Source organism: Natrinema pallidum DSM 3751, from assembly GCF_000337615.1.
Lineage (GTDB): Archaea > Halobacteriota > Halobacteria > Halobacteriales > Natrialbaceae > Natrinema > Natrinema pallidum.
This window is the reverse complement of the sequence record NZ_AOII01000044.1, coordinates 57,727-73,166: the sequence shown is the minus strand read 5'-3', so window position 1 is coordinate 73,166 and position 15,440 is coordinate 57,727. Positions and strand designations below refer to the sequence as shown.

The following is a 15,440-nucleotide window of genomic DNA, read 5'->3' as shown; positions in this document are numbered from 1 at the left end:
GGAGTCCCCTGCGGAAAACGGGTCACCGACGCGTGCCGGGGACGAACTGCGATGGCTCCGCGATCAGATGTCACCGCGATCGAACAGGTAGAGCGCGACGGCGATCGGGACGACGATCCAGAACAGCAGGATAACGAGGGAGAACCAGTCCTGCAGATAGAACGGAAGCCCGTTGGAGAAGGCGGCCTCGTTGAACGTCGTCCCGATGTCCTCGCCCGAGAGGCCGCTGAACAGCGTGATGGTGTTCTGATACGCGGTCCCCGGGTCGATCATATCGATGAACAGCGCCCAGTCGGGCAACCGAGTCAGCTCTTGTTGCTGGCCGGTGAAGGTCGTCCCCATGTAGCTGACACCGTCGATGTACCCTCGCCGCATCAGGAGTCTCAGTGCGGACTGGATCGAGTTCCAGACGATGTAGAACAGAACGAAGACCCCGAACATCGCCGCACCGGCCATCGTCGTCGACCGCGTCACCGACGAGAGCGAGACGGCGATGCTCATGTACGCCAGTCCGTACAGGATCGTCATCGCCAGGAAGGCGACGTACGCGGGGAACGAGAACTCGGTGACGGCGAACGCGACGGCGAGCATCCCGATGACGAAGCCGATGCCAAGCGACAGCGAAAGCACCGCCGTTCGGCCCAGCAGCTTGCCGACGAGGACGTCCTTTCGGGAGTGTGGCAGCGACAGCAAGACCTTGATGCTGCCCGTCTCGCGTTCGCCGGCGATCGACTTCCAGCCGAGCACGAGCGCGATCAGCGGAATGACGAGCTTACACACCTGGCTGATGAGGCCGATAAAACCGAGCGTCGTCAGTTCCTCGGGCTGCGCCCACGCGATAAAGCCGGCCAGCGCGGCCATCAACGTGAAGAAGAACACGCTCAGCCCCCAGAACAGCCACGACCGGATCGAATCCTGGAAGTCCTTCTTCGCGATCGCGCGGACGCTCTCGAGGGCGAGCGAACTCGAGGCCGAGCCGTCCGCGGCCGCTGCTTCGGCTCCGGTCCCGGTCTCGGAGCTCATCGCGCGTGCACCTCCGTGTCCGTCGTGTACGACTGGAAGACGTCTTCGAGCGACGCTTCGGTGGTCGAGAAGTCCCGGACCTCGATGCCGCGGTCCTCGAAGGTCGAGAGGACGGCGGTCTTCGAGCCGTCGACCGTGACGACGATAGTCGGCGGCGTCCGGTCCTCGACGGTGGCGTCGGCGACGTCCGGCAGCGATCGGACCGCCTGCAGGGCGTCGTCGTCGATTCGGTCGACGGTGACGCGCAGCGTCGTGCCGCCCTCGACGGAGTCGCGCAGACCCTCGACGGAGTCGACGGCGACCATCTCGCCGTCGCGCAGAATGCCGACGCGGTCACAGACCGCCTCGACCTGCTCCATGATGTGACTCGAGAAGAAGACGGTCGCGCCCCGTTCGTTCTCCTCGCGGACGATCCGGCGCATCTCGCGGGCCCCGTTGGGGTCGAGGCCAGTCGAGGGCTCGTCGAGGATCAGCAGATCGGGGTCGCCGACCAGCGCCATCGCGAGCATGAGCCGCTGGGCCATCCCCTTCGAGTAGCCGCCGGCTTTCTTGTCGATGGCGTCGACGAGGCCGACGCGCTCGAGCAGCCGTTCGGGGTCGGCAGCCGCGTTTTTCGAGTCGATAACGAACTCGAGGTGTTGGCGGGCGGTCAGGCGGTCGTACAGGTCGACGCCTTCGGGGAGGACGCCGGTTCGGCGCCGGATCGCCCGGCTGTGTCGCCGGGCGTCCATCCCGAGGACGCTGACATCGCCGGTCGTCGGGCGGGCGAAGTCGAGAACGATGTTGATCGTCGTCGACTTGCCGGCACCGTTGGGACCGAGGAAACCGAACACTTCGCCCTCTTCGACCTGGAAGGACAGATCGTCGAGTGCAAGGGTCTGACCGAAGGATTTGGTCAGATTGTCGACTGTGATAGCGGGCATAGCTGTGTGGTCGCAGCGTTGCCCGAAAAGGGTTGTGACATCACCACTAACGGAGTGAGCCCCGAAATCGGCCATTTCGATGCCCCTGGGCCGTTATTTCTCCGTGCTATTCGCGGATAAAATCCCTATATCGGATCGTCCGGATCGTACCGCTGTGCGGTCCGATCGACTTCCTCGGCGTATCGTTCCCGGGTTTCCGCGTCGGGCACCGGCTCGAGTTCGGCTTCCGGAATGTCGGTCGCCGCGGTTACCGCAGACCCGGTCCGCAGCGCCGTCGACGACCGCTGGCGCTGCTGGAATCGCGACCCGTCCGGGGTCGCGTAGACGAGCGTCACGAAGTCCCGATCACCCAGTTCCCGTTCGACGAGCCAGCACTGTACCGTCGAGTCGCTCATACCCAGCGGGTTGGCAGTCGAGCACCGAGAATGTACCGAGTCGGTTCCGCACGAAGGCAGAGCTTACTCGGTCGAACGGGTACCGACGTACTTGGCGATCGGCGTCGGAGGGGTGACGACCACCGATGGCCCGAACCCGACGCGAGCGCGTCGAGCAGTGGCGCGATCACGTCGACGAACTCTGCCACGAGGGGGAGCACGTCGAACACCGGACGGACCTCGCGGACGCCACCGTCGCCGTCACGAACCAGCGCGTGCTGGTGTTGACGGCCGACTCGAGCGACGGGGCCTTTCGCCACGTCGACCGGCCGAACGTCGGGACCGTCACCGTCGAGACCAGCGCGCGGTTGCGCCACCTCTGTGCGGGACTCGCCGCGGCGTTCGTCGGGGTCGGCGTCCTCGGGGTGGCGACGAACGGCAGCGTCGCGACGCCGGGTCCGGCCATCGATCTCGAAGGCGTTTCGGTTCCGGGGCCGAACGCGCTGACGCGGCTCGCCGAGCGCGCGGTCGCGGCCGTCGAAACGATCCTGGTACTGGTCGAGTGGAGCGTGCTCCTGGTCGGCGTCGCCGCGCTCGCGCTCGCCGTCGGCCTCGTCGGCTCCTATCTGCGCTCTCGGTCGCGACGGCTCGTACTCCGGGTGAGCGGCGGCGATGACCTCGTGTTGCCGGTCGCGAACGTCGAGTTGGACGACGGAGCCGTCGCCGACCTCGAGCGGGCGATTCGGCCGGGTTCGGCGTCGGAACTCGCGGGCGCGGGCCGGAGCGACGGTGATCGAGCGGGCGAGGAGCGGCGCTCCGATATCGACCGGACGACCGGTGGCGGGGTCGAGGCCGATGAGTCAGGCTGAAGCCTCCCGCCGCCGTAGGCCCGCCGATGAACGCCGATGGGGTTCGCGAGCGCGCCGGATCGTTGCCCCGCGAGCCGGGGGTCTACCAGTTCCGAGACGAAGGGACGACCCTCTACGTCGGAAAGGCGGTCGATCTGCGCGATCGGGTTCGATCCTACGCCGATCCCCGCAGCGCGCGGATTCGCCGGATGGTCGACCGCGCCGACGACGTGGAAATCGCCGTCACGGACACCGAGACCCAGGCCCTGTTGCTCGAGGCGAACCTGATCAAGCGCCACCAGCCCCGCTACAACGTCCGGCTCAAGGACGACAAGTCGTATCCGATGGTGCAGGTGACAGACCACGACGCGCCCCGGATCGAGATCACCCGCGACCCGGACGAGTCCGCGACCGTCTTCGGCCCCTACACCAGCAAGACGCAGGTCGAGACCGTCGTGAAGGCCCTGCGGGAAACGTACGGGGTCCGTGGCTGTTCGGACCACAAGTACGCTGGTCGTGAGCGGCCGTGTCTGGACTACGAGATGGGGCTGTGCACCGCGCCCTGCACCCGCGAGATCGACCTCGCAAGTTACGGGGAGGACGTGACCGCCGTCAAACGGTTTCTTGAGGGCGAAACGGGGGTGCTCGCGGACCCGCTACGCCGGGAGATGGAGGCCGCGGCGCAGGACCGAAACTTCGAGCGCGCGGCGAACCGCCGGGATCGGTTGGAGACCGTCGACGCATTTCACGGCGAGGGCGGCGAAGCGGTCCAGTCGATCGGCGACGAGCGGGGCGTCGATGTCCTCGGCGTCGCCATCGAGGGCGCGGACGCGACCGTCGCCCGACTGCGCGCCGAGAACGGCAAGCTGGTCGATCGGGATCGGCACACGCTCGAGGCACCCGGCTCCGCCGGAACGGGGGCCGACGCGGCTGGCCGGACGGACGGCGTGCCGGCCGTGCTCGCCGCCTTCATCGTGCAGTACTACGCCGAGCGCGAACTGCCGGATGCCCTGCTCCTGCCGGAACGCCACGGCGACGAGGAGGTCGCGACCTGGCTCGCGACAGAGGGCGTCTCGGTCCGGGTCCCGGGTGCGGGTCGAGAGGCGAAACTCGTCGAACTCGCGTTGAAAAACGCCCGCCGCAACGTCGGTCGGCGTGACGAGTGCGGCATGCTCGCGGACGCCCTCGAGATCGAGTCGGCCCGGCGGATCGAGGGGTTCGACGTGAGCCACGCGCAGGGGAAGGCAGCGGTCGGCAGCGATGTCACCTTCGTCGACGGGGGCACCGAAAAGAGCGACTACCGCCGGAAGAAGCTGCCCGATCAGAACGACGATTACGACAACATGCGCGCACTGCTCGAGTGGCGCGCCAGCCGCGCCGTCGAGGGGCGCGACGACCGACCCGACCCCGATTTGCTCCTGATCGACGGCGGCGAGGGGCAGCTCGAGGCGGCCCGCGACGCGCTCGAGGCGGTCGGCTGGGACGTGCCGGCGGTCGCGCTGGCGAAGGCCGAGGAGCGCGTGGTCACGCCCGAGCGGTCGGTGTCGTGGCCCAGCGACGCGCCGCACCTGCATCTCCTCCAGCGCGTTCGCGACGAGGCCCACCGGTTCGCCGTACAGTACCACCAGACCGTCCGCGACGAAGTCACGACCGTGTTAGACGACGTACAGGGGGTCGGCCCCGAAACGCGCAAACGGCTGTTGGGGCGCTTCGGCAGCGTCGAGAACGTCCGCGAGGCGAGCGTCGCCGACCTCCGGACCGTCGAGGGGGTCGGCGAAAAGACGGCGGAAACGATCAAGTCCCGACTCTAGCGGGCCGTCGAGGACGCCGCCGACGGCGACCGAGGTCACAGCCGCTCAATCACGCGCACGTGCGGAAAAATATTGGTTGGTCCGCACCGTTGGTGGTACCGACATGGACGACAATGTGCCTCGGCGACGCCTGCTCGGTGCCGCCGGCGCGGTCGCGGTCGCCGGCTGTCTCGACACGGACGGTTCGAGAGAAACAGACGACTCGAGGGATACGGGCGACGAGATGTCCGGGCATGAGGAGGGCGGCGACGGCGCGGAGACGACTGAGTCGACTGCGAACGAGTCGGACGGCACCGCGGCAACGGTTCACGAGGGCTACGAGACGACCGTGGTCCGGGCCGTGGAGGCCGACGGCGACGAACTCGGGAAGGTGACGGCGGCGATCGCCGACACGGATGATCTCCGGTATCTCGGACTCAGTGACACCGACGAACTGCCGCCCGACCGGGGGATGCTGTTCGTCTACGGAGCGGTCGCGGAACGGACCTTCGTCATGCGGGAGATGGACTTCGGCATCGACATCGTCTACGCCGACGCGGACGGGACGATCACCGGTATCCATCACGCGCCGGCACCCGGTCCGGACGAGAACGGGAACGACCAGCACTACCCCGGACGGGGACAGTACGTACTCGAGGTCGCCTACGAGTGGACGAGCGATCACGGCGTCAGCGAAGGGGATGTCCTCGAGTTCGCTCTCGGGGAGTGATCGGTCCAGCCGGCGGAGCAGCCACACCGACCGTTGCGAACGCAAGGAGAGGGCTATCCGACCGCCCACCCTATGCCGCGGCATGGCAGATGATGACGAACTCGACGAGCTGCTCGACCAACTCGACAGCCAGGGCGACCTCGAGACCTCCCAGCAAGTCCTGTCGGTCCGGACGGAGAGTCGTCGGTACGACAAGCCGGTGACGATCGTCGAGGGGTTTGACCTCGGGCCGGACGAGATCAAATCGATCGCGTCCGAACTCAAGCGGTCCATGGGGACGGGCGGGACCGTCGACGAGGATCGGATCGAACTACAGGGCGATCACCGAGACCGGGTGCCTGCTCTCCTTCGCGAGCAAGGGTTCGACGTTCGCGAGTGACCGGTGGTCGACGGACGCGCCATCCGACCGCGAGGGCGCTCGCTCGAGTCCCGATCGCCGTCCGATTCCACGAGCCCGTGTCGGCGAGTTATTTATGTCTCACGTTCAATGATGAGGTATGAACGTTCGATCCGCGACGGCCGAGGACTTCGAGGGGATCACGGCCGTCGCTCGTGCCACCTGGCACGATACCTACGACGAACTCGAGGCGGACGTGATCGACCGGACCGTGGATACCTGGTACACCGACGACTCGATGCCGCTCGAGGCCTCCTCGACGGTCGTATTCGTCGCCGAACGAGCGGGCGACCTCGTCGGCTTCACCCACGCGGTCGCTCAGGGCGAGACCGCCGACATCCTCCGGATGTACGTCCATCCCGAGTACCAGGGTGAGGGGATCGGGAGCGAACTCCACGAGCGACTGATGGCGGCCCTCGAGACGACCGATGCCGAGCGGGTTCGGGCGTTCGACTTCGCGTTCAACGACACGAGCCGCACCTTCTACGAGGGGTTGGGCTTCGAGCGGACCGACGAGGGAACCGTCGAGATCGACGGCGAGGACTACCCCGAGGCGGTCTACACGCTCGAGATCGACTGACCGGCCCCGCCGGACGGCACCTAACTGAGACGGTGGAACTACTTTGGTACCCAATGACATAGCATGGCGTATGGAAATCAGACCGGCCAACCGCGACGACCGCGAACGGATCAGGAGCGTCGCCCGCGAAACGTGGCACGAGACCTACGACGAACTCGACGGCGAGACCATCGATCGGACCATCGACGAGTGGTACGGCGACGAGGCGCTCGAGACGGCGCTCTCGAAGCCGGGTACTGCCTTCCTCGTTGCCGAGGTTGACGGGGAGGTCGTCGGCTTCACCCACGGCGTCGTCACTGTGGACGAAGGTGACGTCCTCCGCATGTCCGTGCATCCGGCCCACCAGGGCGAAGGGATCGGGACGGCGCTGTACGAACGGCTCCGCGAGGACCTGCGGGACTTCAACATGGAGCGGATCCGGGCGATCGACCTCGCCTCGAACGAGGGGGGGCGGGAGTTCTACGAGGCACACGGGTTCGAGCCGACGGACGAGGACGAGGTCGAGATCGGCGGCGAGCAGCGGCGGGAAGTGGTCTACACGCTCGAGTTGTGAACCCGTCGTACTGAGCGGACCGGCTCGACGGGCACCGTCGCACGGGATTGGATAACCGGTGTTCGGGTTCGGAGACGTCGTTCAGGGGCGGAGAGGGCGGCGCGCTCGGGCGCGAGTGGGAGATCGGTCGGCGGCGACCTGGACCTTGCAAATTCAGTGCACGGACGCAAGTGAGCGGCCGATGTGTTCCTCCGTAGCACGATGGGGACGAAAACGCCGAGCGAGGCCGATATCTTGCGGCCGATCGGAGCAGTGTCGAAAACGTACATCGCGATGGTCGGGATCGCGGGGCTGGCGCTCGTCGCGTTCCTGATCGGGTGGGCCTACCAACTCCAGCAGGGGTTGGCCGTCACCGCTCTCGGCGACTGGGGCAGCGGCGGCGGCGTGACCTGGGGGGTGTACATCGGCGCGTTCATCTGGTGGGTCGGCATCGCCCACGGCGGGATCATCCTCTCGGCGGCAGTCAGGCTCCTGGGAATGGACCGGTACATGCCCGTGGCGCGACTCGCGGAGTTACTGACTATCGGCGGCCTCTCCGCGGCGGGCTTCTATATTATCGTCCACCTCGGTCGGCCGGACCGGATGGTCACGAGCGTCATCGGCCACTATCATATCACGATTCACAATTCCCCGCTGGTGTGGGACGTGACCGTCATCACGGCCTACTTCGTGTTGACGGCGACCTATCTGTCGCTGACGCTGCGCTACGACGTCAGCCGACTGCGTGAGCAACTCCCCGACCGTCTCGGGCCGCTGTACAGCCTCCTGACGATCGGCTACACCGAGACGGAAGACCGCGTCGTCGAACGGATGGTCTGGTGGCTCGCGCTGGCGATCATTATCATGGCCCCGCTGTTGCTCCACGGCGGAGTTATTCCGTGGCTCTTCTCGGTGCTCCCGACGATGCCGACCTGGTTCGGTGGCGTCCAAGGGCCGCAGTTCCTCACCATCGCGCTCACCTCGGCCATCAGCGGGGTGATCATCCTCGCCTATTCGTTCCGGGCCGCCTACGACTGGGATCACATTTTCACCGACGACATCTTCCGCGGATTGCTCCTGTGGCTGGGCTTTTTCTGTCTGCTCTTCCTGTGGCTCCAACTCCAGCAGAACATCACCGGCCTGTTTCAGGCCCCCGTGGACCTGACCCACGCCGCCGTCGCTCGAGCCACCAACCCGATCTATCTCACCTCGATGGCGCTGGTCTTCCTGACGCTATCGTACATCTTCGCGCAGTCGATCCGGCCGTCCCTGTTCACCAAGAAGCGGGCCGTCATCTCCGGGTTCGCCGTCCTCACCGCGACGATCATGGAGAAAGTACTGTTCGTCGTCGAGGGATTCCTTCACCCTACCTTCGACATCTACGCCGCGACGCCCGGCAGCTACGTTCCGAGTCTGATCGAGATCCTGTCGATCATCGGAACCATCGGCATGGTGACGCTCCTCTTCCTCACCGTGTCCAAGGTCGTCCCGGTGGTCGAACTCCACGCGATCGAGCACCTGCGCGACGAGCACGAGTAGCGACCGGCCGATTCCGACTCGAGCGGATCGCAAACATCGTCCGGGTCACTCCCTCGAGCACTACGGTCCGTCCGTCCCGACAGCCCCGTTCACCAACCGACTTCGCCATTTTCAGCCGCTAGACGATCGCTCCGGTTGGATGCGTCCGCGACAGTCGTCATCAGCAACTATTTACCTTATGCTACTAAACCTATTTTTAGAGATGTCTAAACCTCGGTTCGATCGGACTCGAGCATCGGGTGATGGCCAATGAACGACCTCCTCGTAGTTCTTCTCGAGTCGTTGCGGGACGGCTATGTTCAAGTGAGTGCGTTCGTTGCGGTCACGGTGCTGGCGTTCGGACTGCTTCAGTACTGGACCGACGGCGCAGTGATCGGCGCGATCGAGGGCAACGAGCGGTTACAGGTGCTGTTCGGCGGGCTCCTCGGACTGACACCCGGCTGTGGCGGCGCGATCGTCGTGATGCCGTTGTACATCCGCGGCACGGTCAGCTTCGGGACCGTCGTCGCGACGCTCGGCGCGACTGCGGGCGATTCGGCGTTCGTTATCCTCGCACTCGCACCCGAGGCCGCGCTGTACGCCTACGCCATCGCCTTCGCGGCCTCGGTCGCGACCGGCTACCTCGTCGACTCCGTCGGACTCGGCGTCTCCCGCATTGACGCCGCCGTCGCACAACTCTCGCCCACCGCGACGCCCGACGGCGGGACCGCAGTCGACGGCGGTATCAGGCCGAACCCGACGCACGACTACGGCGGCCCGGCCCCGACCCACGCCCACGAAACGGGGCCGGATCGCCACTCGCGAGTGCTCACCCCGTTCTCCCATTTCGCACACGTCCTGTGGTGGCTCACCGCCGTCGCGGGGCTCGTCCTCGGAACGCTCTACCTGCTCCGCGGCGGACCGGAGGTCGCGCTGGCCGCCGACCTCGGCTTCGACGGACTGTTCACGATCACCGGCATCGCCGGCGCGGTGCTGTCGCTGTACCTCTACGCGGTCGGCCGCCACTACGTCGGCGAGGGCGAAATCGCCCGGGCTCGAGACTCCTTCGCGTCGGCCTACGATACGCTTACCCACGCGGCGATGGAAACGAGTTTCGTCACCGTCTGGGTACTCGTGGCCTTCCTCGTCTACGAGTACGTCGTCCTCCTCAGCGGGGTGAACGTCGCGACCCTCGCGGCGACGGCGGGCGTCCTCGCCCCGATCGGCGGCGCGGTCGTCGGGATCATTCCGGGCTGTGGCCCGCAGATCCTGCTGGCCAGCGTCTACGCCGAGGGTGGACTGCCGTTCTCCGCGTTGACCGCGAACGCGATCTGTCAGGACGGGGATGCCCTGTTCCCGCTGCTCGCGGTCGACGCCAAGGCAGCGATCGTCGCGACGATTTATAACTTCCTTCCCGCGGTCGTCGTCGGCGTCGCGTTGCACCTCCTGTGGGGTCCCGTCTTCGGCATGGCGGAGTTCGGGTTCGGCGTGTTGTGACGCGGCCATAGAAGCGCCGCTTCGGGAGAGAACACGAGTACGCGATCGAGGCGCTACGGAGAGTACCAGCCGCTTCGATCGGCTAATGAAGGGGCGTTCAATTAAGCAACGGCTCCGCGATCTCCCACTGTGACTGGAAGAGTCGGTCGAATTCGTTCACGACCGTCGAATCTTTGATTCCCACTGTGCCGAGCCTGTCGTCACTGGACAGTGGATGCGGAATGTCGATCGTCGTCACCAGGCTGTCAATCACGTCGAACGACAAGACAGGGTCGGGAATCGTCCTGACGGTGACGTCGATCGGTTCGTCCTCCAGTAGTTTCGGGAAGGTTTCCGGGAGCGTCGTAAGTACTGGTTCACTCAAAATGAGGGAGAGGGAGACATCGGGAGCAATGCCCTCGAAAAACGCCTCGAACTCCGGTTGCAGTCTCTCCCAGGAGGCGTCATCGTAGGGTTTGCCGAGCGTCGCGTAGACGTCGCTCTCTGCGGTGCCGATATGTTGTTGCAGCGCCAACGCCATCTCTTCACTCCCGAGTGAGCCGAGCCAGAGGCTACTCTCGCTCGGTGGTGAGGGAAAAAGGTCAGAACGGACTGTCTCGGCCAGCCGCCGATAGCGGTCCCACTCCTGCGTGAGTTCGTACGCCCGTTCGGCCAGGAGTCGGTCCACGACGGTTTGGGGTTCTTCAGCGACGTACTGTTGTGGATTGGTCGATTGCAAGCGAATCAGTTTGCGGGCACTGAGGCCGTTGAGTACGTCATAGATTCGGCCTTTCGGAACACCACTGATATCGGATAGTTCGGTTGCGGTGACTGCTCCCGTTACGAGTAGTGTTCGGTAGGCCTTTTCCTCGTAACTCGAGAGACCGAGTTCGCCTAGCTCCGTCATGGACAGCTGTTGGTCACTTGATGGTAAATATATGGCCGGTATGTGACCGGGACAAGACGGAGGAGATACCGGCTCGGTTCGACGGGGGGCGAGTGAACGCAAACCCGTCTTCGGGAGAAAAACGAACCGGAAGTGGCGTGTTATTTCAATAAGCGCATAGGAGCGGGCACCGCGTTCTGTCGACATGAACCCGTACGTACTGCTAGCAGGTGCGATAGTCGCCGAACTCGCCGGAACGACGGCCCTCAAACTCTCGGACGGATTCTCACAGCCGATCCCCGCCCTCGGCGTCGTACTAGGATACGGCCTCGCGTTCTATCTCGTCTCACTGACGTTGAAGGAGTTGCCGATCGGGGTCGTCTACGGAACGTGGGCTGCACTGGGTATCGTCGGCGTCGCAGCTATTGGTGTCGTCGTATTCGACGAGTCAATAGATCTTGCCGGGACTATTGGTATCGTGTTAATCGTCGGTGGCGTATACTGTATCAACGTCGTTTCACAGATGTCCACACACTAACCGGAAACGGATTCCATTGTTGTCGAAACTAACTGAAAGTGGTGGTGTATTTCACTATCTTTACCCTTCTCTCGTTCGACTCCAAGAGCCATGTCCGAACGGTACGATGTGGCTATCGCCGGTGCAGGCCCAGCGGGAGCGCAGTGCGCGCGGGATCTCGCCGACCGTGGGTACGAGGTGATAGTTTTGGAAACCGAGACCGAGGAGGAGTTCCCAGCACGAAGCAACAAGTCCACCGGCGGGACGTTCGCGTCGATGATGACCTTCTTCGGCATTCCAGATGACGTGGTCGCGCACACGACCGATTCCGTCGTTCTCGAGTCACCCAACGACTTTCTCATCCAGAACCAACCGGGGTTCGTTCTCGAATTCGATGCGTTCAAAGAGTTCCTCGTCAGGGACGGTCGTAAGAAGGGGGCGGAGTACCGTTTCGACGCCCGCGTGAGGGAACCGATCGTCAGGAACGGGGAGACCGTCGGTGTCCGGTACAATGGCGACGAGGAACTTTGCGCCGAGATCGTCATCGATGCGACGGGCCCAGCTGCGACGTTGGCCACCGCCCTCGGCCTCGTCGATCTCGAGCGCAAAAACCACGCGATCGGCATCGAGTACCAGTTCGAGGGCGTCACCCTCGATCGTCGTGGGTATGCCGATCTCACTGACGCAATGATGCTGAGACTGGATCACGAGTACGCTCCCGGCGGCTACTCCTGGCTCTTCCACACCGGCGCGGACACGGCGAAAGTCGGCGTTTGTTTCATCCAAAACGAACGGTACCGGGAGCATGCCTCCCGAGATCTGACCGTAGACGGCTACCTCGAACACTGGCTCGAGACCGACCCACGCTTCGAGAACGCCGACCGACTGCCGGAGACGGAAATCCGCGGTTCTGCGCACGTTCAGTCCCCGGGAGCAATAAGTACGGCGGCGTTCATGGCGATCGGTGATACCGTACCATCGGTCGATCCCGTCTGGGGCGAGGGCGTGGATAACTGTATGAAGTCGGGGCGTGCGGCCGCGATGACCGCCGACCGCTGTCTCACTGGTCCGGTCGATACGTCCGCTCGAGAGATGGCAGTCTACGACGACCGCTGGCACGAGCGGGTTGCGTCCCGTCAAGATCGTCGCCTACTGATGACGAAGCTGCTGTATCTCGCATCAAACGAACGATACGATCAACTCATGCGGGATCTAAACGAGGCGGACCGGGACACGCTCTCAGCGATCAACGACGGAAATAAACGCGAGATCAGCAAGTTGTTTTCCCTCAGTGACCTGCCGCTGCTCTGGAAATACTGGCGAGAAACGTAACTGAGACGCGCCGTTCGCTTCGGTAGTGAACGATCACCGGCTCCGTGCGGGCGCTGGTTCGGTGAGCGCGAACCCCGGTTCAGCCACGCTTCCGGACTCGGCGTATCGTCGGACTCGCCGGATGCGCTCTGCCGTCGACGGGCAGCAGGCCTCGAGAAATCCGTGGTAGTTTTCGGTACCCATTCATTCGGACGTGGGACTCGAGGCACTTCTCGAAGCCATCGCGAGCGTATGCTGTTGCTGCGGCGTCGTACTCTCCGCGATCTGCAAGCTTGAACGGCGTTTCGTTGGTCATGAACGTATTACTGGAGTGGCGATTGAGCCGTGTATCACTCGGACACGGCCTATCACGCCCGATCCCCGCTCAGAACTCCTCGGTCGGCGGCGCGATCCCTTCGTCTTCCTCGCCCGCAAGATCGAACTCCTCGCGCACCTCCCGAATGCGGTCGCGAATATCGGCCGCCAGTTCGAACTCGAGGTTGTTTGCAGCCTCCTGCATCTGGGCCTCGAGGTCGTCGATGTAGCGGGCGGCGTCGTCCTCGTCCGCGAGTTCCCTGCCGGAGACCTCGCTGGTGTCGGTCTTGCTGCCCGGCAGGTTCGTCTCGCCGATTTCCTTCTGGATCGTCGTTGGTTCGTTGCCGTGTTCCTCGTTGAACGCCTGCTGGATCTCGCGGCGGCGCTGGGTCTCCTCGATTGCGGACTCCATGGCGTTCGAGGGCTCGTCGGCGTAGAGAACGACCTCGCCGTTGACGTTCCGGGCCGCCCGCCCCATCGTCTGGACGAGCGTCGTTTCGCTCCGGAGGAATCCCTCCTGATCGGCGTCCAGAATAGCCACCAGCGAGACCTCGGGGATGTCAAGCCCCTCCCGCAGGAGGTTGATCCCGACGAGCACGTCGATCTCGCCCAGCCGGAGCGAGCGGATGATCTCGTGGCGCTCGAGCGTGTCCGTCTCGTCGTGCATGTACGCGACATCGACGCCGGCCTCCTCGAGGTACTCGGTGAGGTCCTCGGCCATCCGTTTGGTCAGCGTCGTCACGAGCGTGCGCTCGTCGCGCTCGATCCGCTCGTCGATGCGATCCATGAGATCGTCGACCTGACCGGTCGCGTCCGAAACCTCGATCGCCGGGTCGACGAGGTGGGTCGGCCGAACGATCTGTTCGACGATCTGGCCGCTCGCCTCGCGCTCGTAATCGCTCGGCGTGGCGCTCACGTAGAGGGTCTGGTCGGTCTTCTCCTCGAACTCCTCGAAGGTGAGCGGCCGGTTGTCGTAGGCGGTCGGCAGCCGGAACCCGTTCTCGACCAGCGAGTCCTTGCGGGATTTGTCGCCGGCGTACTGTCCGCGGACCTGCGGCAGCGTGACGTGGGACTCGTCGACCACGGTCAGGAAGTCGTCCGGGAAGTAGTCCAGCAGCGTATAGGGAGCCTCTCCGGATTCGCGATCGGAGAGGTAGACCGAGTAGTTCTCGATCCCCGAACAGTAGCCCGTCTCCTGCATCATCTCGAGGTCGAACGTCGTCCGCTCCTCGATGCGCTGGGCGGCGATCATGTCGCCTTGCCGCTCGAAGTACGAGATACGCGAGTCCAGATCGTCCCGGATCTCGTCCATCGCCTCCTCGAGTGTCGTCTCCGGAATCGAGTAGTGCTCCGCGGGGTGGACGAGGACGGCCCGTTGCTCGCCCTGGGTCGTCCCCTCGAGCGGGTCGACCTTGACCATGCGGTCGATCTCGTCGCCCCAGAGTTCGACCCGGACGGCGTAGCGGCCGTACATCGGATAGATTTCGATGGTGTCGCCCCGCACCCGAAACGTGCCCTGAGTGAAGTCGACATCGTTGCGCTCGTAGTTCAGGTCCACCAGTTGGGCCAGCAATTCGTCACGGCCGATCTCCTCGCCGACCTCGAGCCGCAGCGACATGTCGATGTAGTTGCGCGGGTCACCCAGCCCGTAGATCGCGGAGACGCTCGCGACGACGATGACATCCTCGCGGGTCAGCAGCGACCGCGTGGCGGAGTGGCGGAGACGGTCGATTTCGTCGTTGATCGAGGCATCCTTGTCGATGTAGGTGTCGCTCTGCTCGACGTAGGCCTCGGGCTGGTAGTAATCGTAGTAGGAGACGAAGTACTCGACGGCGTTGTCCGGGAAGAGGTTCCGAAACTCCTCGTAGAGCTGGGCCGCAAGCGTCTTGTTGTGGGCGATCACCAGCGTCGGCTTCTGGATTTCCTCGACCACCCACGAGACGGTGTTGGTCTTACCCGACCCGGTCACCCCGAGCAGGGTCTGTTTGTCCATCCCCGACTGGAACCCGTCGACGAGCTGCTCGATCGCCTCGGGCTGGTCGCCGGCCGGCTCGAACGGTGCGTCGACTTCGAACGGTCGGTCGACGTCCGGCCGGTCCGGCTGGAGAGGCCCTTGCGCGTCACTCATTATCGGAGTCAGGGGTTCGAGCCACTTTACGCGCTCGCATACGGACCGCGACTGTGAGGCGTCAGACGGACCGCGACCGTCCGGTCCGACCG

Annotated in this window: 15 protein-coding genes; 10 read left to right on the top strand and 5 right to left on the bottom strand. The window is 64.7% G+C overall.

All coding sequences use genetic code 11. From position 1 onward, the window contains the following. Nucleotides 1-63: 63 nt before the first annotated feature. The 3 genes from C487_RS07840 to C487_RS07830 form a co-directional block, all read right to left on the bottom strand. Nucleotides 64-1,023 (bottom strand): ABC transporter permease, encoded by a 960-nt coding sequence (locus C487_RS07840; RefSeq protein WP_006185180.1) that lies wholly within the window; start codon nucleotides 1,021-1,023, stop codon nucleotides 64-66. After that, nucleotides 1,020-1,946: an ABC transporter ATP-binding protein gene (locus C487_RS07835; RefSeq protein ID WP_006185179.1), complete on the bottom strand. Its 927-nt coding sequence runs from the start codon at nucleotides 1,944-1,946 to the stop codon at nucleotides 1,020-1,022. The genes C487_RS07840 and C487_RS07835 overlap by 4 nt, the downstream gene beginning before the upstream one ends. Before the next feature lie 125 nt (nucleotides 1,947-2,071). Further along, a complete protein-coding gene (locus C487_RS07830) occupies nucleotides 2,072-2,341 on the bottom strand; it encodes a hypothetical protein (RefSeq protein ID WP_006185178.1) in 270 nt (89 codons plus the stop codon). 125 nt (nucleotides 2,342-2,466) lie between these two features. Here C487_RS07830 and C487_RS07825 point away from each other — a divergent pair, with 125 nt between their 5' ends. From C487_RS07825 to C487_RS07790, 8 genes are all read left to right on the top strand, one after another. Next, nucleotides 2,467-3,189: a hypothetical protein gene (locus C487_RS07825; protein WP_006185177.1), complete on the top strand. Its 723-nt coding sequence runs from the start codon at nucleotides 2,467-2,469 to the stop codon at nucleotides 3,187-3,189. 26 nt (nucleotides 3,190-3,215) lie between these two features. After that, a complete protein-coding gene (locus C487_RS07820) occupies nucleotides 3,216-4,979 on the top strand; it encodes an excinuclease ABC subunit C (RefSeq protein WP_006185176.1) in 1,764 nt (587 codons plus the stop codon). 103 nt (nucleotides 4,980-5,082) lie between these two features. After that, nucleotides 5,083-5,688, top strand: a complete 606-nt coding sequence (locus C487_RS07815) for a DUF192 domain-containing protein (RefSeq protein WP_006185175.1) — start codon at nucleotides 5,083-5,085, stop codon at nucleotides 5,686-5,688. A gap of 82 nt (nucleotides 5,689-5,770) precedes the next feature. After that, a complete protein-coding gene (locus C487_RS07810) occupies nucleotides 5,771-6,067 on the top strand; it encodes a translation initiation factor (RefSeq protein ID WP_006185174.1) in 297 nt (98 codons plus the stop codon). 118 nt (nucleotides 6,068-6,185) lie between these two features. Then, nucleotides 6,186-6,665, top strand: coding sequence for a GNAT family N-acetyltransferase (locus tag C487_RS07805; protein WP_006185173.1), 480 nt, complete (start codon nucleotides 6,186-6,188; stop codon nucleotides 6,663-6,665). Between the two features lie 70 nt (nucleotides 6,666-6,735). Continuing rightward, the gene (locus C487_RS07800) at nucleotides 6,736-7,218 is read left to right on the top strand and encodes a GNAT family N-acetyltransferase (RefSeq protein ID WP_006185172.1); all 483 of its coding nucleotides are present in this window, start codon (nucleotides 6,736-6,738) and stop codon (nucleotides 7,216-7,218) included. A 201-nt stretch (nucleotides 7,219-7,419) separates the two neighbouring features. Continuing rightward, on the top strand, nucleotides 7,420-8,736 hold the full coding sequence (gene nrfD / locus C487_RS07795; protein WP_006185171.1) for an NrfD/PsrC family molybdoenzyme membrane anchor subunit: 1,317 nt from the start codon (nucleotides 7,420-7,422) through the stop codon (nucleotides 8,734-8,736). 249 nt (nucleotides 8,737-8,985) lie between these two features. Then, nucleotides 8,986-10,212, top strand: coding sequence for a putative manganese transporter (locus C487_RS07790; protein WP_006185170.1), 1,227 nt, complete (start codon nucleotides 8,986-8,988; stop codon nucleotides 10,210-10,212). Between the two features lie 97 nt (nucleotides 10,213-10,309). Here the strand turns inward: C487_RS07790 and C487_RS07785 are convergent, their stop codons facing one another. Next, nucleotides 10,310-11,098, bottom strand: coding sequence for a TrmB family transcriptional regulator (locus tag C487_RS07785; protein WP_006185169.1), 789 nt, complete (start codon nucleotides 11,096-11,098; stop codon nucleotides 10,310-10,312). Nucleotides 11,099-11,282: 184 nt separating this feature from the next. On the opposite strand from C487_RS07785, the gene C487_RS07780 reads away from it, so the two are divergent. Together C487_RS07780 and C487_RS07775 are read left to right on the top strand one after the other, a co-directional pair. Continuing rightward, nucleotides 11,283-11,615 carry a DMT family transporter gene (locus tag C487_RS07780; RefSeq protein ID WP_006185168.1) on the top strand — a complete coding sequence of 111 codons (333 nt, stop codon included), beginning with the start codon at nucleotides 11,283-11,285 and terminating at the stop codon, nucleotides 11,613-11,615. 90 nt (nucleotides 11,616-11,705) lie between these two features. Then, on the top strand, nucleotides 11,706-12,926 hold the full coding sequence (locus C487_RS07775) for an NAD(P)/FAD-dependent oxidoreductase (protein ID WP_006185167.1): 1,221 nt from the start codon (nucleotides 11,706-11,708) through the stop codon (nucleotides 12,924-12,926). 364 nt (nucleotides 12,927-13,290) lie between these two features. Here C487_RS07775 and uvrB read toward each other — a convergent pair whose 3' ends face one another. Beyond that, nucleotides 13,291-15,348: an excinuclease ABC subunit UvrB gene (uvrB, locus tag C487_RS07770; RefSeq protein ID WP_006185166.1), complete on the bottom strand. Its 2,058-nt coding sequence runs from the start codon at nucleotides 15,346-15,348 to the stop codon at nucleotides 13,291-13,293. Nucleotides 15,349-15,440 lie beyond the last annotated feature (92 nt).